The sequence below is a fragment of the Streptomyces sp. NPDC049541 genome, assembly GCF_044465725.1.
Lineage (GTDB): Bacteria > Actinomycetota > Actinomycetes > Streptomycetales > Streptomycetaceae > Streptomyces.
In genome coordinates this window covers 232695-247703 of sequence record NZ_JBITLY010000011.1, presented here as the reverse complement: position 1 = coordinate 247703, position 15009 = coordinate 232695, and the positions used below count along the sequence as shown (strand labels likewise).

At 71.4% G+C, this 15009-nt stretch carries 13 protein-coding genes; 5 read left to right on the top strand and 8 right to left on the bottom strand.

Going from position 1 to position 15009, the window contains the following annotated elements; translation table 11 throughout:
* Positions 1 to 155 precede the first annotated feature (155 nt).
* The 3 genes from ACIBW9_RS34555 to ACIBW9_RS34545 all read left to right on the top strand — a co-directional run bounded on the left by ACIBW9_RS34555 (position 156) and on the right by ACIBW9_RS34545 (position 3412).
* The gene (locus tag ACIBW9_RS34555; protein WP_398960961.1) at positions 156 to 533 is read left to right on the top strand and encodes a DoxX family protein; all 378 of its coding nucleotides are present in this window, start codon (positions 156 to 158) and stop codon (positions 531 to 533) included.
* Complete coding sequence (locus ACIBW9_RS34550; RefSeq protein WP_398960960.1) at positions 534 to 1001, top strand: peroxiredoxin; 468 nt, start codon at positions 534 to 536, stop codon at positions 999 to 1001. It abuts the gene before it with no gap.
* 77 nt (positions 1002 to 1078) lie between these two features.
* Positions 1079 to 3412, top strand: coding sequence for a SpoIIE family protein phosphatase (locus ACIBW9_RS34545; RefSeq protein ID WP_398960959.1), 2334 nt, complete (start codon positions 1079 to 1081; stop codon positions 3410 to 3412).
* Here the strand turns inward: ACIBW9_RS34545 and ACIBW9_RS34540 are convergent, their stop codons facing one another.
* From ACIBW9_RS34540 to ACIBW9_RS34525, 4 genes are all read right to left on the bottom strand, one after another.
* Positions 3413 to 3847: a cupin domain-containing protein gene (locus ACIBW9_RS34540; protein WP_398960958.1), complete on the bottom strand. Its 435-nt coding sequence runs from the start codon at positions 3845 to 3847 to the stop codon at positions 3413 to 3415. It lies immediately after the preceding gene.
* A gap of 129 nt (positions 3848 to 3976) precedes the next feature.
* On the bottom strand, positions 3977 to 4987 hold the full coding sequence (gene ligD / locus ACIBW9_RS34535) for a non-homologous end-joining DNA ligase (RefSeq protein ID WP_398960957.1): 1011 nt from the start codon (positions 4985 to 4987) through the stop codon (positions 3977 to 3979).
* Positions 4988 to 4993: 6 nt separating this feature from the next.
* Complete coding sequence (locus tag ACIBW9_RS34530; protein ID WP_398960956.1) at positions 4994 to 5605, bottom strand: DNA polymerase ligase N-terminal domain-containing protein; 612 nt, start codon at positions 5603 to 5605, stop codon at positions 4994 to 4996.
* Between the two features lie 56 nt (positions 5606 to 5661).
* A complete protein-coding gene (locus ACIBW9_RS34525) occupies positions 5662 to 6492 on the bottom strand; it encodes an aldo/keto reductase (RefSeq protein ID WP_398960955.1) in 831 nt (276 codons plus the stop codon).
* A gap of 96 nt (positions 6493 to 6588) precedes the next feature.
* Here ACIBW9_RS34525 and ACIBW9_RS34520 point away from each other — a divergent pair, with 96 nt between their 5' ends.
* Positions 6589 to 7653: a LacI family DNA-binding transcriptional regulator gene (locus ACIBW9_RS34520; protein ID WP_398960954.1), complete on the top strand. Its 1065-nt coding sequence runs from the start codon at positions 6589 to 6591 to the stop codon at positions 7651 to 7653.
* Between the two features lie 963 nt (positions 7654 to 8616).
* Here ACIBW9_RS34520 and ACIBW9_RS34515 read toward each other — a convergent pair.
* From ACIBW9_RS34515 to ACIBW9_RS34500, 4 genes are read right to left on the bottom strand one after another with little or no spacing between them, the layout of a single operon-like run.
* Complete coding sequence (locus tag ACIBW9_RS34515) at positions 8617 to 9993, bottom strand: glycoside hydrolase family 32 protein (RefSeq protein ID WP_398960953.1); 1377 nt, start codon at positions 9991 to 9993, stop codon at positions 8617 to 8619.
* Positions 9990 to 10844, bottom strand: a complete 855-nt coding sequence (locus ACIBW9_RS34510; protein WP_398960952.1) for a carbohydrate ABC transporter permease — start codon at positions 10842 to 10844, stop codon at positions 9990 to 9992. Before ACIBW9_RS34510 ends, ACIBW9_RS34515 begins: the two co-directional genes overlap by 4 nt.
* A gap of 14 nt (positions 10845 to 10858) precedes the next feature.
* The gene (locus ACIBW9_RS34505; RefSeq protein ID WP_398960951.1) at positions 10859 to 11812 is read right to left on the bottom strand and encodes a carbohydrate ABC transporter permease; all 954 of its coding nucleotides are present in this window, start codon (positions 11810 to 11812) and stop codon (positions 10859 to 10861) included.
* Positions 11809 to 13218, bottom strand: coding sequence for an extracellular solute-binding protein (locus tag ACIBW9_RS34500; protein WP_398960950.1), 1410 nt, complete (start codon positions 13216 to 13218; stop codon positions 11809 to 11811). The genes ACIBW9_RS34505 and ACIBW9_RS34500 overlap by 4 nt, the downstream gene beginning before the upstream one ends.
* A 168-nt stretch (positions 13219 to 13386) precedes the next feature.
* On the opposite strand from ACIBW9_RS34500, the gene ACIBW9_RS34495 reads away from it, so the two are divergent.
* Complete coding sequence (locus ACIBW9_RS34495) at positions 13387 to 14934, top strand: glycoside hydrolase family 32 protein (RefSeq protein ID WP_398960949.1); 1548 nt, start codon at positions 13387 to 13389, stop codon at positions 14932 to 14934.
* Positions 14935 to 15009: the final 75 nt, after the last annotated feature.

The window sequence follows — 15009 nt, the reverse complement described above, 5'->3', positions numbered from 1 at the left end:
GCCGGCCCGGGGCAGGCAGCCCAGTCCCGGCTCTGCCACGCGCTGCGCATGTCGGCGCCGCGCACAGGGCCCGGCTTCCGGGCCGGACCAGGTCGCCGGAACCACCCCCTCTACCCTCGGGTAACATCCGGCAGCAGGTCATCAGAGGAGGAACCGTGCCACGGTCCGAACGCTCGCCCCTGCTGCTCGCCGGCCTGCTGGCCGCCGCGGGCGTCGCCCACTTCGCCTCGCCGCGCAAGTTCGACGAGACCATCCCCGAGGCCCTGCCGGGCAGACCCAGGACATGGACGTACGCCAGCGGCGCCGTCGAGCTGGCCCTTGCGGCGGGCATCGCACGGCCCCGCACCCGCAAGCCCGCGGCCCTCGCCGCCGCCGCGTTCTTCGTCGGGGTGTTCCCCGCCAACGTGAAGATGGCCGTCGACTGGCGGCACCGCCCCACCCCGCAGAAGGCCGCTGCCATCGGACGGCTGCCGCTGCAGCTTCCCCTCGTGCTGTGGGCGCGCAGCGTCGCGAAGAACGGGGAGGGCCGCTAGGTGAGCGAGTCCGTGAACGTCGGCGACAAGATCGAGGACTTCGAGCTGCCGGACGAGACCGGCACCACCCGCACCCTGTCCGAGCTGCTCGCCGACGGCCCGATCGTGCTGTTCTTCTATCCCGCCGCCCTCACCCCGGGCTGCACGGCGGAGGCCTGCCACTTCCGTGACCTGGCCGCCGAGTTCGCGGCCGTCGGCGCCCGGCCGGTGGGCATCAGCGGTGACTCCGTCGAGAAGCAGCAGGAGTTCACCGGCCGCCACAGCCTCGGCATGCCGCTGCTGTCCGACGCGAAAGGCGCCATCCGCGAGCGGTTCGGCGTCAAGCGCGGCTTCAGCCTAGCCCCCACCAAGCGGGTCACCTTCGTCATAGCGGAGGACCGCACCGTCCTGGAGATCGTCCGCAGCGAGCTGCGGATGAACACCCACGCCGACCGGGCCCTCGCCGCCCTGCGCGACCGGCAGAAGTGACAGCAACCGGAACGGAGGGCCCCTCCGGCCCTCCGTTTCGGTTGAAGCAGTGCGGCAAAAGAACCATCCTGAACTATATGGAGCACGCCCCCGCTGCGGCGATCGTCGATGCCAGAGGCATCGTGACCGGGTGGAGCGAAGGTGCCCGGCGGCTGACGGGATACCCGGCCGAGGAGGCCGTGGGCCGTGCAGTCCAGGACCTGCTCGCCGAGGAGCCGCCGTCCGCGGCCGTGGCGGCGCTGACCGGCACGGTCGTACTGCGCCACCAGGACGGTTCACCCGTCCCCCTCTCGCTCACGGCGACCGCTGTGCTCGGCCAGGACGGCGGACCGGACGCCTACGTGATCACAGCCGCGCCGCCCGGCGAGTCGACCCTGGCCGGCCATGCCTTCGAACAGGCCTCCGTGTCGATGTCCGTCTTCGACACCCGCCAGCGCTATCTGCGCCTCAACGGCGTGGCCTGCCAGGTGATGGGCGTGTCGGAGGACGCCCTCCTGGGGCGCTTCTTCTCGGAGACCGTGGAGGACGGCGTGCACAGCCGCGGCTTCCTGGCCCATCTGCGCCAGGTGGCCGAGACCGGCCGGCCGGCCCGGTACGAGAGCTACACGGGTGCCCCCGCCCTCAACCGGGATCATGCCTGGATCACGGAGATGTGGCCCGTGCGGGACGCCTCCGGTGAGGTGAGTGCGGTCGCCCTGGCCGCGTTCGACAGCAGCGAGCAGTACTGGTCCCGGGAGCGGCTGGCGCTGCTGAACGAGGCGGCGGCCTCCATCGGCACGACTCTGGACGTGGTGCGCACCGCCGAGGAGCTCATCGAACTGCTGGTGCCCCGCTACGCCGACTTCGCCAGCGTCGACCTGCTCGACTGGGTCCTCGGCGCGGAGGAGCACCCCGCACCGCGCGAGATGGACGTCGTACTGCGCCGCGTCGCCCACGGCTCGGTCACCGAGGGCACACCCGAGGCGGCCGTGCGTATCGGTGACACCGACTTCTACCCGTCGTTCTCACCGCCCGCGAAGGCCCTGAGAGCAGGGCGGGCCGTCCTCAGCCACGCGGGCGAGCCGGATTTCATTCGCTGGGTCGCCGAGCGCAACGCGCGAGCCCCCGGGGGCAGCCCCCACCGCAGAGGCGTGCACTCGATGCTCGCGGTACCGCTGCGCGCCCGCGGCACCACCCTGGGCGTCGCGGTCGCCGTCCGCATCGCCAATCCGGACGACTACGGCGGCGACGACGCCGTCCTCGCCGAGGAACTCGCCAGCCGCGCCGCCGTCTGCATCGACAACGCCCGCCGCTTCTGCCGCGAACGCACCACCGCACTGGCCCTGCAGAACAGCCTGCTGCCCAAAGGACTGCCCGGACAGGCGGCGGTCGAGGTGGCCCACCGCTATCTGCCCTCCGACTCCCTGGTCGGCATCGGCGGCGACTGGTTCGACGTGATCCCGCTCTCCGGCAGCCGGGTCGCCCTGGTCGTCGGCGACGTGGTGGGACACGGCATCGCCTCCTCGGCGACCATGGGCCGCCTGTGCACCGCCGTACGCACGCTCGCGGACGTGGACCTGCCGCCCGACGAGCTCCTCACCCATCTGGACGACCTGGTCACCCATCTGGCGTCGGACGACGGCGGCGGCGAGGTCGCGGAGCTCGGCGCCACCTGCCTCTACGCCGTCTACGACCCCGTCTCGCGCCGCCTGGACCTCGCCGCGGCCGGGCACCCACCGCCCGCCCTGCTGCTGCCCGACGGCACCGTGAGCCTCGTGCCGATGACGGCAGGGCCCCCGCTCGGCGTCGGCGGCCTGCCCTTCGAGTCGACGGAGCTGGAGCTGCCCGAGGGCTCCGTCGTCGCCCTCTACACGGACGGTCTGATCGAGGACCGTGACCGCGACGTCGACCATGCGCAGGCCGAGCTGTGCCGCGCGCTGACCGCCCGCGCCGACACCCTGGACATGCTGTGCGACACGGTCCTCAAGGCGGTGCTGCCGGAGGAGCCCAGTGACGACGTGGCGCTGCTGCTGGCCCGCACCCGGGCGCTGGGTGAGGACCGGGTCGCCACCTGGGACATCACCCCCGATCCGGAACACGTGGCCGCGGCCCGCCAGGCGGCCACCGAGCAGCTGACCGCCTGGGGCCTGGACGAGGCCGCCTTCGTCACCGAACTGGTCGTCAGCGAACTGGTCACCAACGCGATCCGGTACGGGGCGGCCCCCGTCCAGTTGCGGCTGATCCGTGACCGCAGCCTCATCTGCGAGGTCTCCGACGGCAGTTCCACCTCACCGCATCTGCGCCGGGCCCACGCCTTCGACGAGGGTGGCCGCGGACTGCTGCTGGTCGCCCAGCTCACCCAGCGCTGGGGCAGCCGCCAGACGGGCCGGGGCAAGACCATCTGGGCCGAACAGACCCTGCCCCCGGTGTGATCACTGGAAGGGGCAGCCCGGGTTCGGCACGTCCTCCGAGTACGGCGCTCCGTGCGGAAGGATGTACAGCACATCGAGAATGAGCGGGGTGTCGCCCTCGTTGCGCCCGAGGTGGACGTCGCCCGGCCCGCCCGGCTCGCGGATGGTGGTGCCGGTCTTGTACACGCCGTCCTCGGCACAGTCCGAGTGGTAGTGGCTGAGCGTGCCCTGCCGGACGAAGCCGTAGACCGGGCCGTCGTGGTAGTGCCAGCCGGTGGCCTGCCCGGGCGGAATGGTGATCTCCCGTATGACGTAGTCGGTGTTCCCGACGGTGGTGGTGCTGATCAGCTTGCCGGTCACTCCTGGTCCAGGAGGAGTGGCGCCGACGGAGCCGCAGGTCAGGACGGTGCCGGCGACGACCGCGCCGACGACGGCGGTACGGAGCGCGTTGCGCATGCGGAAAGGCCTCCCGGGACGAGGGACGAAGATCGAGTACCGCCGTGAACATAGAGGCGCAGGCGGCCTGTTGGGGCCGGAACGAGTCAATCCGCCCCGAACTTCCTCGAGTTGGCCATGCCCGCCCTCTCAGGTGGCCGGCCGCTCCCGCACGACGTCCTCGGGTTTCTTGTCGTCCCGCAGACCAAGGAACCTCGGATGCCGCAGCATCCCGTCCCGTGTCCACTCGGTGAAGTCGATCTGCGCGACCAGCGCCGGCCGCACCCACCGGGCGCCCGCCTCACGCACCCGGCCCTCGAACGGCGGGTCGGCGGTGCGCAGTGCGTCGAGCCGCTCCCGCAGCGAGAGCAGCGTGGCGCGGTCGAAGCCGGTGCCGACCTTGCCCGCGTACCGCAGCTTCCCGTGCTCCTGGTAGCCGAGGAGCAGCGCCCCCAGGCCGACCCGGCTGCCGGCGGGTTCGGTGAACCCGCCGACGACGAACTCCTGCCCCTGGGAGCACTTGAGCTTCAGCCAGTCCGTCGACCGGCGCGGCTGGTAGTCACCGTCGGCCCGCTTGGCGATCAGTCCTTCCCAGCCGTGGGCGCAGGAGACGGCCAGCAGGTCGGCGCCGCCCTCGTTGCGGTGCGAGGTCAGCCGCAGCGGAGCGCGGTAGGTCAGGGCGCGGCGCAACAGGGACTTACGGGTCCTGAGCGGCAGCCGGGTGAGATCCGCTCCCTCCAGCCCCAGCAGGTCGAACACGTAGTACGTCACCGCGACACCGCTCGCCTCGATGTCCGCTCGGCGTGTCAGGCCCATGCGCTGCTGGAGCCGGGCGAAGTCGGTGCGGCCCCGGGTGAAGGCGACGACCTCCCCGTCCACGGTGAAGTCCGTGCGGGACTGGGCGGCCAGCGCCGCCACGATCTCCGGATACGTGTCGTTGAGGCGACGCCCCGTCCGCGACAGCAGCGTGACCCGCCCGCCGTCCCGCACCGCCAGCATCCGTACGCCGTCCAGCTTCCGTTCGAAGATCCACCCGCTGTCGAAGTCCCGCCGGTCACTGAGCGTCGCGAGCATCGGCCGGGCGGCCAGCTCCACGCCCGGGCGCCCCGTGCGCAGCAGCCCCTGCTCCCGGTCCGGGAGCGAGTCCAGCAGACCGGACACCGCCGCTCACTGCTCCCCGGCAGCCGCCGCGACCTGGGCGAGCGTACGGCCACTGCTGACCGATCGGGCCCTCCGCGGATCCGGTGTCCCGGGCCCGTGGGCCCCTCCGCCCGTCTTCACCAGCAGCCACGCCTCCTCGGTGTCCCCGTCCTTCCCGCCGCGGAAGCGGGTGAGGGCGTACTCGCCGTGCAGCTTCGACCCCTTGAGGCGGAAGCGGGCATGTCCGCGCTCGAGGGACTCCCCGAAGTCGACGGGCCGGCCCTGGCGGTCGTGGCTGAGGGGCTCGTAGCTGCCGTGGTCCCACACGATCACGGTCCCGCCGCCGTACTCGCCCTGCGGAATCACGCCCTCGAACTCCTCGTACTCCAGCGGATGGTCCTCGGTGGGCACGGCGAGCCGCTTGTCCTGCGGATCGCCGGAGGGGCCCTTCGGGATCGACCACGACTTCAGTACGTCGCCGACCTGCAGCCGGAAGTCGAAGTGCATGGTGCTCGCGTCATGGATCTGCACGACGAACCGGGGCTCCGCACCCGAGGCGGCCGACTGCCCCTGCGGCTCCTTGGTCCGCCCGAAGTCGCGCTTGCCGCGGTACTCCCGCAGCCGGTCCTGCTCACCCACCTCCGGCTCCTTCCGTGCGCCCTGCCTCATGGGCCCCCGGGTACCCCGCGGGCGGCTCAGAACTCCTCGTGCACCTCGGGGTCCCCGCCGAGACGCCGGTGGGCCCGGTCGGCGATCGCGTCCAGCTGGGCGGGGTCCAGTTCGAAGCCGAACACGTCGAGGTTCGCCCGCTGCCGCTCGGGGTTCGAGGACTTCGGGATGGGCACCGCGCCCAGCTGGGTGTGCCAGCGCAGGACCACCTGGCCGGGCGTCACGCCGAGGGCTTCGGCGATGCCGGTGACGACGGGGTCGTCGAGCAGGCCCGTGCCGCGGCCGAGGGGCGTCCAGCTCTCGGTGCGGATGCCCTTGGCGGTGTGGAAGGCGCGCAGCTCCTCCTGCGGGAAGAACGGATGGAGTTCGATCTGGTTGACGGACGGCAGCACCCCGGTCTCCTCCTCCAGCCGCTCGATGTGCTCGACGGTGAAGTTGGAGACGCCGATGGAGCGGACCAGGCCCTCCTCCCGCAGCTTGATCATGGCCCGCCACGAGTCGACGTACTTGCCGACCCGGGGGAGCGGCCAGTGGATCAGATACAGGTCGACGTACTCCACGCCCAGCCGGCTGCGGGACTCCTCGAAGGAGGCCAGGGTCTCCTCGTAGCCGTGGTGCCGGCCGGGGAGCTTCGTCGTCACGACGACCTCCTCCCGGGGGACGCCGCTGCGGGCGACACCCCGCCCGACTCCGGTCTCGTTGCGGTAGTTGGTGGCGGAGTCGACCAGGCGGTAGCCCAGCCCGAGGGCCTCGGACACGGCCCGTTCCGCCTCCGCGTCGGACATCGGCCAGGTGCCCAGGCCGAGAGCGGGGAGAGCCGTGCCGTCGTTGAGCGCGTGCGTGGGGACACTGATCACCGTGGGACCTTTCCTCGACTGTGCCGTACCCCCAGCGTCACGGATAGGGTGAGCTGTGATCAACCGGACGGGTGGGGGATGAGGGCAGCACACGGGATGGGCAGCACCGAGGACAAGGGGCCGGGGGGATCCGGACGGCCCACGTCACGCGACGTCGCCCGGCTCGCCGGTGTGTCGCACACCGCCGTCTCCTTCGTCTTCAACGGCCGCGCCGAGGGCAACCTCTCGCCCGCCACCCAGGAGCGCATCCGGCAGGCCGCCGCCCAGCTCGGCTACCGCCCCGACCCCGTCGCCCGCGGCCTGCGCCGCCGCCGTACCGCCGTGATCGGCCTGGTCACCGACGAGATCGCCTCCTCGCCTTTCGCGGGCCGACTGCTGCGCGGCGCCATGGAGACCGCCTGGGGCAGCGAGCACCTCGTCCTGACCGTCGACTCCGGCGGCGACCGCGCCAAGGAGGACGCGGCCGTCGCCGAACTCCTCGACCGCCGCGTCGACGGCATCATCTACGCCGCCATGTCGCTGCGCCGGGTCCGCGTCCCGGAAGGCCTGCACCGCACCCACTCCGTCCTCGCCAACTGCCTGCCCGAGGACGACTCCCTGCCCGCCGTCATCCCCGCCGAGCGCGCCGGAGGCCGTACGGCGGCCCGGCTGCTGCTGGAGGAAGGCCACCGCAGGGTCGCCATGATCGGCGGCCAGGACGACATCGCGTCGGTGGAGCGGCTGCGCGGCTTCCGGGACGCCCTGCGCGCGGAGGGGATCACCGTGCCCAAGGAGTGGGTCGTGCGCAGCGGCGGCGAGATCTCCGGCGGGTACGAGGGCGCGCTGCGCATCCTCGACGGCGCATCGGCCGACCGGCGCCCGACCGGCGTCTTCTGCTACAACGACCGGGTCGCGGGGGGCGTCCTGCACGCCGCGACCCGCCTCGGCATCGCCGTCCCCGGCGACCTCTCGGTGGTCGGCTACGACGACCAGGAGCACATGGCCGCGTTCCTCTCTCCGCCCCTGACCACGGTCGCCCTGCCGCACCGGGCCATGGGCGAGGCGGCCGCCCGCCTGCTGCTGGACGCCATCGACACCGGCCGAACCCCACCCGCCACCGTACGACGCCTGGCCTGCCCGGTGATCACTCGAGCGTCGGTGGGACCGGTGCCCACGCGGTGACGACGGTTCCCCGCTGCGGCCAGGTCGCGGGGGGCGCGGGTGGACCCGTTCGGTTCCTTCGGGCATCGTTCCCGCTTCTGCCCGTGAAACCTTCAGTGGTCCCTGCTGGGGCGAGGTCGCGCCGGTCGGGGGCGCGGGTGGGTCCGTCCGGCGATGGCTCTGGCGTGGGGTAGCCCGGATTCCACCCGGTGACGGCGTTCCCTGCTGTGGCCAGGTCGCGCCGGTGGCGGAGGCCCGGCTGGGCCAGTTCGGCGATTACTCGGGCGTCGGTGCGCCCGGCTTCCACGTTGCGCGCTACGACCGGGGCCGGTCGTCGCGGGGTGCAGGTGGACCCGTTCAGTTATCACTCGGGTGTCGGACCGTATCCCATCCGGTGACGGCTTCTGCGTTCCCCGTCAGGACCGGGTCCCCGGCCGTCGCGGGGGCGCAGGTGGACCTGCCGGGTGATCACTCGGGCGTTGGACCGGGGCCCGTGCGGTGACGGCTTCTGCGTTCCCCGTCAGGACCGGGTCCCCGGCCGTCGCGGGGGCGCGGGTGGGCACGCCCGGTGATTGCTCGGGCGTTGGTGGAACCAGCTCTCCTGTGACGGCGTCCGCGTTCCCCGCCACGGCCAGGTCCGCCCGTCGCGGGGGCGCAGGTGGACCTGCCGGGTGATCACTCGGGCGTTGGACCGGGGCCCGTGCGGTGACGGCTTCCGCGTTCCCCGTCAGGACCGGGTCCCCGGCCGTCGCGGGGGCGCAGGTGGGCACGCCCGGTGATTGCTCGGGCGTTGGTGGAACCAGCTCTCCTGTGACGGCGTCCGCGTTCCCCGCCACGGCCAGGTCCGCCCGTCACAGGGGCGCAGGTGGACCTGCCGGGTGATCACTCGGGCGTCGGACCGGGGCCCGTGCGGTGACGGCTTCCGCGATGCCCGCTACGACCGGGTCCGCCCATTGCCAGGGCGCAGGTGCACCCGCCCGGTGATCACTCGGGCCTCGGTGGAACCAGCTCCCATCCCGCAACGGCTTCCGCGCTGCCCGCCACGACCAGTTCGCGTACGTCGTCGGGGCGCAGATAGACCCGCTCGGTGATGGTGACCCGATCGTCGACGAACAGCTCGAACAGCGAACCGTCGACGAGCACCCGCAGTTGCCGGGCGGGTGCCCGCACCACGATCGGTGCCGACCCGTCGGGCCGGGCCCGGGGCCAGCCGCCGCGATCCAGCGTCACGATGCCCTCGTCCGGGTCCAGCCGGACCGTGAGCCGCGCGCCCGAAGCCGACCGCAGCAGGCCCACGGTGGTGCGGCCACGTGCGGTGACGGTCAGGTCGTACGACGGAGGGAGCTCCACCCGGGCGGGGGCGGTGACGAACGGCTCGGGTGCACGCAGGAGTTGGAGCTCCGGCGCCGGTACGACCCGCAGCGCGCCGTCCGGATGGACATCCACGACGCGCGGCGCGGTGAGTACCCCGGCCCAGCCCGCGTGCTCGACCTCGGCCTGCGCGCGGGCCTCCCAGGACCAGCCCCACATCAGGGCCCGGTCCGGCTCCTGGAGCACGGCAGGCGCGTAGAAGTCCCGCCCGTGGTCGAGCCGTCCGCCGGTTCGCGCCTCGAAGCGCAACTCGTTTTCTTCGTATGGCCGCAGACGGCCCGTCAGATAACCCGTGGTGCACGGATCGCCGTCCCACAGTGACAGCACGAGCACCCACTCCCCGCTCGCCGTCGCGTACAGCTGCGGGCACTCCCAGCCGACCGCCGTGTCTCCGAAGACCTCCGCGGCGACGGGGTCGTTGCCGTCGAGGAGCACCCCGGCGAAGCGCCAGTCGAGCAGGTCGTCGCAGTCGTACAGCAGAACTGAGGGGGTCCCGTCCGCATGCCCCGCCCCGACCAGCGCCCACCGCCGCCCGCCGTGACGGAACACGAACGGGTCGCGGAACATCACCACGTCCAGACCGGCGGGCGGGCCCGTCACCACGGGTGTCGGCAGCGGCTTCCAGTCGGTCAGCGTCTCGTCGTCCGGCACCACCGCCCGCGCCAGACAGATGGTGCCCAGGCCGGCGTGGTGGCGGTCGACGCCGGTGTACACGGCCGTCGGCACTCCCTCGTCGTCGACCACGCACCCGGACCAGCAGCCCGCCTCGTCCGGGCCGCCGGGCGTCGGGGCGAGCGCGACCGGATGGTGCTCCCACTGCGCGAGGTCGGCACTGGAGGCGTGACCCCAGTGGACGTTCGTGTGCACGGGCGCGTCAGGGTTGTGCTGGTAGAAGAGGTGGTAGCGGTCCCGCCAGCGGAACGGCCCGTTGGGGTCGTTGATCCAGCCGGCGGGCGGGCGGACCCTGAAGCGCGGGGCGTCGTTGCTCAACGATTGACTCCTGCGGACGTGATGCCCTCGCGCAGAGGGCGCTGGCCGACGACGAACACGGCGACGGCGGGGATCATGGAGAGGACGACACCGGCGAGGACCACCGAGATGGAGCCGGTGCCCAGGTTGCCCTGGAGGGAGACCAGGCCCAGCGGCAGCGTGTAGTTCTGCCCGGAGGTCTCCAGGATCAGCGGCCGGAAGAACTCGTTCCAGTGGTAGTTGAAGGCCAGCACACCGACGATGGCGAGGCCGGGCGCGGCCAGCGGCGCGTACACCGAGCGGAAGATCCGCCAGGGCCCGGCACCGTCCAGCATGGCCGCCTCGCCCAGGTCCTTGGGCATGCCCAGGAAGTACTGGCGCATCAGGAAGGTGCCGAACGCGGTCGGGAAGGCCGGAATGATCAGACCGAGCAGGGTGTCGGTCAGGCTCATCGACTTCAGCACCAGGAACACCGGCACGATGGTGACCTGCAGCGGCACCATCATCGTCGCAAGGACCAGCCCGAACAGGGGCTTCTTGAAACGGAATTCGAGGCGTGCGAACGCGTACCCGGCAAGGCCCGCCGTGATCATCTGGCCGACCGCGATCAGCGCGGTCACGAGCGTCGAGTTCAGGGCGAGCAGCCACACGTCGATCTGGTCGAACACCCCGCGGTAGGCCTCGGCCGTCGGATGCGTCGGGATGATCTTCGGGGGCAGGTCGAAGGACTGGGCCGGGGTGCGCAGCGAGGTGGACACGGTCCAGATGACCGGGCCGAGGGTCAGCAGCGCACACACCGCCAGGGCGACGATCCGTGCCCACGGCCCGAGGGAGTACCGGGCGCGGCTCAGGGACAGGCTTGCTTGGCTCATGGAGGTCACCCGGCTCACTGGTAGTGGACGAAACGCCGGCTGAGCCGGAACTGCAGAGCGGTCACCGCCATGATCAGCACGAACAGCAGCACGCCCACCGCGGACGCCTCACCGAAGCGCAGCTGCTCGAACGCGGTCTCGTAGATGACCATCACGACGGTGCGGGTGGAGTCGCCGGGCCCGCCGTTGGTCAGCACATACGGCTGCTCGAAGACCTGCAGCGCGTTGATGACACCGACCACGGTCGCCACCAGCAGCGTCGGCGACAACAGCGGCAGCGTCACATGCAGGTGCTTGCGCAGACCGGTCGCACCGTCCAGGGAGGCGGCCTCGTGGACCTCCTTGGGGATGTTGTTCAGACCGCCGATGAACAGCAGGAACGAGAAGCCGAACTGCTGCCACACATAGACGATGATCACGGTCGCGAGCGCCGCGTGCTCCGAGGTCAGCCAGGGCACCGGCGAGATCCCCACGAGCCCGATCAGCCAGTTCACCACCCCGAAGTCCTGGTTGAACAGGTACTTCATCACCACGGAGATCGACGCGGCGGACAGCACCAGCGGAAAGAAGAACGCCGAGCGGAACACCGACCGCAGCCACCCGGGCATCCGCCCGTTCAGGGTCAGCGCCAGCGCCAGGGCGATCAACAGCTGCGCGGCGACCGCGAAGACCATGAACACGAGCGTGTTGAGGAAGGAGACCCGCACGGTGGAATCGGTGAAGACCTCACGGTAGTTGGCCGCCCCCGCGAAGCTCGGGGAGTCGATCACGTTCCAGTGGAACAGGCTCAGCACCACCGAGCCGAGGATCGGCACGACCGTGAACACGACGATGCCGACGATGGTGGGTGCGAGGAAGAGGGCGGCGAGCAGCCTGGTGCCGCGGGTGCGCAGCGGCGAGGGCCGCGAGATGTCGACGGCCGGTGTGGCGGCCCGCGGCCGTACGGCGGGGACCTGGGTGTTCGTCATACGTCACGCTCCATGGCCTTCTCCAGGTCGCCCTGCATCCGGCGCAGTGCGGGGCGCACCGAGCGCGGGGAGGCAAGGGCGGTGCCGGTGTGCTTGAGCAGCACCTCGGTCACCTCGGCGACCTGCGGCGGGGCGGGGATCGGCCCGGTGTCGGGGAACTTGTCGAGGGTGTCGTAGAAGACCTGCCAGTGCTTAGGGCCGGTCTCCCGGTAGCGGGCGGCGGTCAGCATCGAGCGGCGCGCCGGGGTGGTCTGGTTGGTGTCGAACAGCCGCATCAGGGTGTCCCGGCGGGCGGCGTACTTGATGAACTCCCAGGCCTCGTCCTGCCTCTTGGAGGTGCGCAGCAGCGCATAGCCCGCCGCGCCGAACTGGTGGCGCTGGGTGCGCCAGCGCGGGAAGTACTGCACGTCGAAGCCGTCCGCCTGCATCCCGGCGAGGTGCAGTCCGCCCGCCCAGAAGCCGCCCGCCGGGGTGACGCCGACCCGGCCGGTGGAGAACACGCCGACGAGGTTCTGGCCGTTGCCGCCCTCGGGGCGGGTGCACAGGCCCTCCTGGATGAGGGAGGCGAGATAGTCGTACGCCTCCTCCACGCGCCCGGCGGTCGCCTGCGGGCTCGTCCAGCGGAAGCCGCCGCCGCGACCCTGGCGCTGGGCGGCGGGATAGAAGGAGTCCCACAGCCAGGCGCCGCCCGGCGCCTTGGACTCCGTGAGCAGATTGGTGCCGCCCGCGAAGAGCCAGGGCACCACGCCGCCCCACAGCCGGTTGGTCCAGAAGTACGGCGTGAACTGCGAGCCGCTCGACTTCTTCATGGCCCGCAGCAGCGCGGTGAAGTCGTCGCGCGTCCAGTCGGGCGCCGGGAAGTCCGCGCCCGCCCGCTGGAGCACCTGCCGGTTCAGATACATGTCGGCCGCGTTGAACTCGACGGGCAGCTGGTAGAGGTGCCCCTCGTACATCATCGACTCCACCAGCGAGGGGTGGACGTCGGCGAAGTACTCCTTGAGTTCGGCCGCGTCCCGCTGCACCCAGCGGTCCAGCGGGACCCCGAGGCGCTGCGCGAACAGCTGCACGCCCTCCGTGGCGACGTAGACGAGGTCGGGCGCGGTGCCCGCGGCGATCTGGGTGAGGATCTTCGCGAAGAAGTCCGACCAGTCGACGGCCTGTACGGCGTTGATCCGCAATTTGATGTCGGGGTGCACTTTCCGGAAGCCCTCGGTGAGGGTGCGGATGGCCTCCGGGCCGTAGGCGGGGCCGAGGGTGGCGACGACGAGGGAGCCGTCGTCGCGGCCGGGGATGTCGGCTCCGGTGAGCCGGTCCCAGCTCGCGGCGGTGCCTGCCAGCGCGGTGGCCCCCGCTCCGTAGGCCCCGTACCGCAGCAGGGTGCGGCGGGTGACGTGCGAGTCGGTCATCCAACATGCCTAACTCGTGTTAGATCAGGGTGATGCCCCAGATGATGGGAAGCCCGCGACGGGCCTGTCAAGAGTCGTGCACCCCTTGACCTTTAACGAGTTAGGCCGCACAGTCCTGCACCACATGAGCCGCCGTTCTCCACTCGACGACGAGAGGAACGAAGAGTGATGCGTGGGATGTCCCGGAGAGCCCTGCTGGCCGGCACCACCGCCGGGGGAGCCGCCGTGCTGCTTCCTGCAGCGCGGGCCACCGCCAAACCCAAGGCGACCAAGGCGGGTTGCGCGAGCTACCGCGCCGCCTACCACTTCACGGTCCCCGACGCCTGGAAGAACGACCCCCAGCGCCCGGTCTGGATCGACGGCGAGTACCACTACTACTACCTCTACAACGCCGACTACCCGACCGGCCCCGTCGGCACGGCCTGGCGCCTGGCCACCAGCACCGACCTGGTCTCCTTCACCGACCGCGGCGTCGCCGTCCCGAAGGACACCACGCCCAACGGCGACGTCTGGTCGGGCTCGGCGGTCGTGGACACGGACAACACCGCGGGGTTCGGCGCCGACGCGGTGATCGTCATCGCCACCCTGTCGCCCGGCGGCGGAACCGACCACCAGGAGCAGTTCCTGTACTACTCCACCGACGGCGGCCGCACCTTCACCAACCACGGCACCGACCCGGTCCTGCCCAACCCCGGCGTCGCCGACTTCCGCGATCCCAAGGTGATCCGCGACGAGGACCGCGGCCGCTGGGTGATGGCCCTCGCCGAGGGCACCAAGGTGGGCTTCTACCACTCCGCCGACCTCAGGTCCTGGACGTACGCCGGCGGGTTCATCGAGGACGGGATCGGCACACTGGAGTGTCCCGACCTGTTCCGCATCACCGCCGAGGACGGCACGGTGAAGTGGGTGCTGGGTGTCAGCGCCAACGGCAAGGGCTCTGGGCTGCCCAACACCTATGCGTACTGGACGGGCGCCTTCGACGGCAGCGCCTTCACCGCCGACGCCGCCGACCCGCAGTGGCTCGACCACGGCTGGGACTGGTACGGCGCCGTCACCTTCGAGAAGCGGAACACAGGCGGCACGCAGGACCCCGGCGGACGCTACGCGATCGGCTGGCTGAACAACTGGGACTACGCCAACACCACACCCACCATCGACTGCGACGGCTTCAACGGCACCGACTCGATCGTGCGCCAGCTCACCCTGAAGCGGGACTCCGCGGGCACCTACTACCTGGCCTCCCGGCCGGTCGCCGCCCTCGACGCGTATGTCTCCCGCACCGTGAACCTGGGTGACGTGACCGTCGACGGCACCAAGGTGCTCGACTACAAGGGCATCTCCTACGAACTCACCACCGAGATCACCTGGAACCAACTCACCGGCGCAGGGCTTCAGTTGCGCCGCTCACCCGACGGCGGACGTCACATCGACGCCGGCATCTACAACGACTACGCCTTCCTCAACCGCCGCAACACCGTCAACCCCGACGCCTCCGGCAAGTGGCAGGAGAGCCACACCCCGGTCAGCCGTTCGGCGGGCACGGTGAAGCTGCGCATCCTGGTGGACCGGACGTCCGTGGAGATGTACGTCGACGACGGCCGGTACGTGCACTCCAGCGAGGTGTTCCCGTACCTGGTCGACACGGGTCTGGCGCTGTTCACGATCGACGGGAGTGCGGTGTTCCGGAACACGGTCGTACGGGAGTTGAGCGTGTGAGGGCGACCGCCTCGCGCGGCGGAAAAAACGCTTTGGAGCCATCGCGGCCGGACGCGCAGACTCGACGAGGGAGGA